Consider the following 6,000-nt stretch of genomic DNA (forward strand, 5'->3'; position numbering starts at 1 on the left):
AATTGAATAATCTACATTAATGCAGCTAGCTTAAACTATAGAGGGTTAAAGTAGGGTTAACGAAACTTATTTCTTAAATTTAAAAGGATAAACCCGCAACGTGAAGTGAAAGTTGTAGGCGCGAAGCTTGCTCGCGCAAGATGATAGTTGCTTCTCTAAAAGCGACGCGGCTCTGAACCTCTTTGTGATTTATTGATCTTTAATACAAAAATGCACAAAGAGAAGGGATAGAGAAGTAAAAGTGGTAGGCGCGAAACTTGCTCGCGCAAGATGCTAGTTACTTCTCTAAAAGCGACGCGCCTCTGAGCCTCTTTGTGATTAATTGAGCTTTAATACAAAAATGCACAAAGAGAAGGGATAGAGAAGTAAATGAGTAGCCAAAGTAACTTGGTATAAGTTATCTGTATATCACCACCGAGTACACCGAGGCGCTTCGCGCTACACAGAGAAAACACCCGTAACGCTTAGTCACTTCTCTTGGTATTCTCCTTCGCTTCTCGGTGGTGAAACAATCACTTTATATCTCGGTTAAGGCGTTGCTTTTAAACGCCAGCAAGCTGAGCGTCAACAAGGTAATTTACCTCGGAGTTAATTTTGTCGGTATGCGCGAAACTTGCTCGCGCGCGATGCTCGTTACTTCTCTAAAAGCGAAGCGCCTCTTAACCTCTTTGTGATTAATTGAGCTTTAATACAAAAATGCACAAAGAGAAGGGATAGAGAAGTAAATGAGTAGCCAAAGTAACTTGGTATAAGTTATCTGTATATCACCACCGAGTACACCGAGGCGCTTCGCGCTACACAGAGAAAACACCCGTAACGCTTAGTCACTTTTCCAGCTATTCTCCTTCGCTTCTCGATGGTGAAACAATCACTTTATATCTCGGTTAAGGCGTTGCTTTTAAACGCCAGCAAGCTGCGCGTCTACAAGGTAATTTACCTCGGTGATAGTCTTGTTGGTAGGCGCGAAAAGCTTACTCACGCGCGATGCTAAGCATCTAAAAATCTAGGCCACTTTCTTTTAAATTATTGGCGATGGTTTGAGAGGGGTTTTCACCAAATAACTGCGTGTAATCTTTAGTAAATTGCCCTGCGTGCCAAAACCCCCAATTGGCCGCTATGATTGATATAGGCTTAGTTTGACCAACCATTTTAAGCTCCCGTCTTACGTTATTTAAACGGGTTAAACGCAAAAACCTAAGCGGATTAATACCTAAAATGCTTTCGAAACTGTACTGCAACGTGCGCCTACTAACAAAAGTAAGCTCGCAAAGTTCGGTTATGGTTATTGTTTTTTGTGGGTTGGCTGCCACGTACTCTTTTACTTTATCGACCACCGCTTTACGGTGTTTGTAGCTTGGGGCTATGTTTTGCTGCGGGTTATCGGCTTGCAGTAAATGCAGTGTTAGCATACTAAGCATATCTTGCTGTGACTCTGGTTTAAGCCCAAAACCTTTATTTATAACCATACTGTTAATAATTTGCCTTGCCGTTTGCAGCGATGAGTCACTTACCGTTAAACGAGCAGATTGTGCAGATGATAGGTTTTTAATAGTTACGCCTTGTAACTGCGCCATGTACTCAATTGAATGCCAATCAATAACCAAACCGTAAATATCAAATTGTTCAGGGGTAATTAGCTCAAAGTCGCTGCTGCTGGTACGGCACATAAATTGATTGCTCGCTACATCAAGGCCATTAATTTTACTTTGCTGCGACTGACTCGGTATGCCAAGCCAAATAGAGTTAGGGGCTATGTTGCATTGCTGGCGCAGTGCACGCTCGGTGTACTCTTTAAAAGCATGAATATCGTTGTAATTTACGCCTTCTATACAGCCATAAAAGCGGCCATCGCTTACTTGGTCGTACTTTTGCTGCCATTGAGTGAGGTTGTGGGCTTGCTCGTCAATATCGTGCGTGTATACCTTGCTCTTTTGTGGTGCGTTGTTGCTGCCTTGCTGCGCCATATAGGTGATGCTCTTTTAAAGTAAACATATTTTTAGTTTAAGTTAATGCCAAATAAAGGCATTAACTTACTGAAATAAAATAATAAAAAACGATTTGCCAAAATTCGATAGCCACTTGGTACAAATTAAGCCTTCTTGTGACTATTCAAAATTGATTTATAGCTTATATGAGGCAAGACCTATACCAAGGTTTGTAATATTAGTTATGCGGAGTAAATCATGGGGCATACGTACAGTTATACTTTAGGAACACATACTTATCAATTCAAGAGCTTAGCGCAGTTAATGGCTAAAGCTACGCCGCAGCGCTCGGGCGATAGGTTAGCGGGAGTTATTGCACAATCGGCACAAGAGCGCGCTGTAGCGCAGATGACATTGGCCGAAGTACCGCTAAAAACATTTTTAAACGATGTACTTATTCCCTACGAGCAAGACGAAATTACACGCCTTATTATTGATGAGCACGATGCAAACGCTTTTAAGCTTATATCGCACTTAACCGTGGGAGATTTTAGAAACTGGTTATTAAGTGATTTTGCAACGCCTGCGGTACTTGCAAGTGTTAGGCAAGCCATTACCCCTGAAATGGCCGCTGCGGTAAGTAAAATAATGCGTAATCAAGATCTCATACTTGTTGCTAAAAAGTGCCACGTAAAAAGCGCGTTTAGAAACACCATAGGTTTGCCTGGGCATTTATCAACCCGCTTGCAACCTAACCACCCAACCGATGACATAAATGGTATAGCTGCCTGCATGCTCGATGGCCTTTTATACGGCAATGGCGATGCGGTAATTGGCATTAATCCCGCCACCGACAACGTAGTGCAAGCCATTAAGTTAATGACACTGATGGATGATGTAATTCAAAAATACGAAATTCCGACACAAAGCTGCGTGCTTACCCATGTAACTAACACCATAGAGTGCATAGAAGCAGGCGCGCCGGTTGATTTGGTGTTTCAGTCTATTGGCGGTACAGAAGCCACAAATTCAAGCTTTGGTTTTAATTTAAATACACTAGCTGAGGCGCAAGATGCTGCGCTGAGCTTAAAGCGTGGCACGGTTGGCAATAATGTAATGTATTTTGAAACCGGGCAAGGCAGCTCGCTTTCGGCTTATGCACACCATGGGCTTGACCAACAAACCTGTGAGGCGCGTGCTTATGCTGTAGCACGCAAGTTTAACCCTTTATTAGTTAATACCGTTGTAGGCTTTATTGGCCCCGAGTATTTATTTGATGGTAAAGAAATTACCCGCGCAGGGCTTGAAGATCACTTTTGTGCCAAGCTTTTAGGCATACCTATGGGGTGCGATGTGTGTTACACCAACCACGCCGAGGCCGACCAAAACGATATGGATAACTTACTTACCTTATTAGGTGTGGCGGGATGCTCGTTTGTAATGGGGATTCCTGGTTCGGACGATATTATGCTTAATTACCAAACTACCTCATTTCATGATGCCTTATATGTGCGCCGAGTTTTAGGCTCGCGCCCAGCGCCCGAGTTTGAAGCGTGGCTTAGCAAAATGAAAATTATGGAAAATACCGCCGAGACTATTTTATCAAACACCTTACCAACTGCCTTTGCTAAGCCATTAAAAGCAGTACAAGGAGGCATGTAATGAAAGCGGTTAAAAGCATAAACACGCAAAGCAGCCACGATCACGATAATGGCAAAGTGGTTGAAAACCCATGGAGCGATTTACGCCGTTTTACCGATGCGCGTATAGGCCTTGGCCGCGCAGGCATTAGTTTACCTACATCTGAAATGCTAGCGTTTCAGCTATCGCATGCTCAGGCGCGCGATGCGGTTAACTTTCCGTTAGATATTAGCGAAATGACAAAAACTCTCAGTGCTATTGATGCGCTTAGCGAGGTTGAAAAACCGCTAAGTGTACAAAGTGAGGCTGTTGATCGTGTTACCTATTTACAGCGCCCCGATTTAGGCCGAAAGCTAAACCAAGCAGGGCGTACAACGCTTTTAAATACTATGCAAAGTAGGCAAAGCAGTACACAGGCGCAATACGATTTAGCCATTGTGGTAGTTGATGGGCTTTCGTCGTTGGCGGTACAAAAAAACGTAGCGCCATTTATAAGCGAGCTTTTAAAGCAGCTTCCTACTGAGCCCTCACCTTACAAAATTGCGCCAATTACCCTAGTAGAGCAAGGCCGCGTAGCGATTGGTGATGACATTGGCGAGCTGTTAAACGCACAAGTGGTAATGGTATTAATTGGTGAGCGCCCAGGGCTTAGCTCCCCCGACAGCCTTGGCCTTTATTTAACGTGGGAGCCAAAAACGGGGCTTAACGATGCGTGCCGTAATTGTATTTCTAATATTCGCCCTGCAGGGCTTAGCTACTTTGAGGCTGCCCGAAGAGCCGTATATTTACTGCAAGAGGCCAAAAAGCGCGGGCTTACTGGGGTTAACTTAAAAGACAGAACACAAGACGATGTAATAGAGCATCAGGTTCAAACCACAAATTTTTTAATCGCGGAATAAAACCATAAAAAGAGGTCAATATGTCTAATAACAATAAAGAGTATCTTGCACAAAGGCAGTTAAAAAGTGGCACTGCGGGCTGGTTATTGCTTGCAGGGCTAGGGGTGTCGTATGTAATTTCGGGCGACTTTGCAGGCTGGAACTTTGGCATAGCCGAAGCCGGCTGGGGCGGATTTGCCATTGCTGCGGTGTTAATGGCAATAATGTATTTAACGCTGGTGTTATCGCTTGCTGAAATGTCGGCAGCAATTCCTGCGGCGGGTGGCGGTTACAGTTTTGCACGACAAGCAATGGGCCCAGCAGGGGGTTATTTAACTGGCCTTGCGGTATTAATTGAATATGCATTAGCCCCCGCCGCCATTGTTATATTTATTGGCTCGGCGGTTGAGGCGTTAACGGGTTTTAATGGCCCGTGGGTATATGCACTGTTTTATTTAACGTTTGTAGGTATTCACTTAGCGGGTGTGGGTGAAGCGCTAAAAGTAATGATGGTGATAAGTGGTTTAGCAGTATTGGCTATTATTGCCACCGCCGTGGCGTTAATTGCTAATTTTGACGCGGCTAATTTATTTGATGTTGCAGTAACTAATGCCGCAGGTGCAAATGAATTTTTACCACTTGGTTGGTATGGTGTGTGGGCTGCATTGCCTTTTGCTATGTGGTTATTTTTAGCAGTAGAAGGCGTGCCGCTTGCTGCCGAAGAAGCTAAAAACCCAGCTAAAGATGTACCTAAAGGCATTATTGGCGCTATGTTATTTTTACTGTTTACCGCTTTACTTGTTGTGGTATTAGTTCCCGCTGCCGGTGGTGCAAACGCAATGGGTGCCAGTGCAGTTCCTTTAGTTGATGCGCTTAACGCCACGGGCAATACAAGCTTAGCCACTGTGGTAAATATTTTAGGCTTAGCGGGATTGGTCGCGTCGTTCTTTTCGATTATTTATGGTTATAGCCGTTTAGTGTTTGCGCTTTCGCGTGCGGGCTATTTGCCGCGTTCGTTATCAATTACTACAGAGCGCAAAGTACCAGCGCGTGCGTTAATTGTACCCGCTATTTTTGGGTTTATTGCCTCACTGAGTGGCGAGGGCGATTTAATGCTAGCCATGGCGGTGGTAGGTGCAACGGTATCGTATGCGTTAATGGCGCTGAGCCATATTATGTTACGTATTAAGCAACCTAATTTAGCTCGCCCGTATAAAACGCCAGGTGGCGTGGTTACATCGGGTATTGCGCTAGTGTTATCGCTTATTGCATTAACGGGTGTGTATGCGTTTGACCCTCGTGCATTTTTATACACAGTAGTGCTATTTGTGATTGGTGCAGCTTATTACTTTGGTTATAGCGCTAAGCATTTAGTCGCTAAAAGTGCAGATGAAGAGTTTGCCATGCTTGCCGATGCTGAAGCGGACTTAGCCGCCTCAAATTAAGGGGGTTAACACTAGGGTAAAAGCGTTGCTTTTAAAACGCCAGCAAGCTGCGCGTCTACAAGGTAATTTACCTCGGTGTTAATTTTGTCGGTAGATACCATCTCTCATTTT

General features: G+C 44.2%; 4 protein-coding genes. 3 read left to right on the top strand and 1 reads right to left on the bottom strand.

Annotation, left to right across the window (positions count from 1 at the left end):
* Positions 1-995: 995 nt before the first annotated feature.
* The gene (locus CWB60_RS16300) at positions 996-1,964 is read right to left on the bottom strand and encodes a helix-turn-helix domain-containing protein (RefSeq protein ID WP_138580020.1); all 969 of its coding nucleotides are present in this window, start codon (positions 1,962-1,964) and stop codon (positions 996-998) included.
* A gap of 219 nt (positions 1,965-2,183) precedes the next feature.
* Here CWB60_RS16300 and CWB60_RS16305 point away from each other — a divergent pair, with 219 nt between their 5' ends.
* From CWB60_RS16305 to eat, 3 genes are read left to right on the top strand one after another with little or no spacing between them, the layout of a single operon-like run.
* Positions 2,184-3,587: an ethanolamine ammonia-lyase subunit EutB gene (locus CWB60_RS16305; protein WP_138580021.1), complete on the top strand. Its 1,404-nt coding sequence runs from the start codon at positions 2,184-2,186 to the stop codon at positions 3,585-3,587.
* Positions 3,587-4,465, top strand: a complete 879-nt coding sequence (eutC, locus tag CWB60_RS16310; protein WP_138580022.1) for an ethanolamine ammonia-lyase subunit EutC — start codon at positions 3,587-3,589, stop codon at positions 4,463-4,465. The genes CWB60_RS16305 and eutC overlap by 1 nt, the downstream gene beginning before the upstream one ends.
* 20 nt (positions 4,466-4,485) lie before the next feature.
* Positions 4,486-5,889 (top strand): ethanolamine permease, encoded by a 1,404-nt coding sequence (gene eat / locus CWB60_RS16315; RefSeq protein WP_096042685.1) that lies wholly within the window; start codon positions 4,486-4,488, stop codon positions 5,887-5,889.
* Positions 5,890-6,000: the final 111 nt, after the last annotated feature.

Source organism: Pseudoalteromonas sp. S327 (assembly GCF_005886415.1).
In the GTDB taxonomy this organism is placed as follows: domain Bacteria; phylum Pseudomonadota; class Gammaproteobacteria; order Enterobacterales; family Alteromonadaceae; genus Pseudoalteromonas; species Pseudoalteromonas atlantica.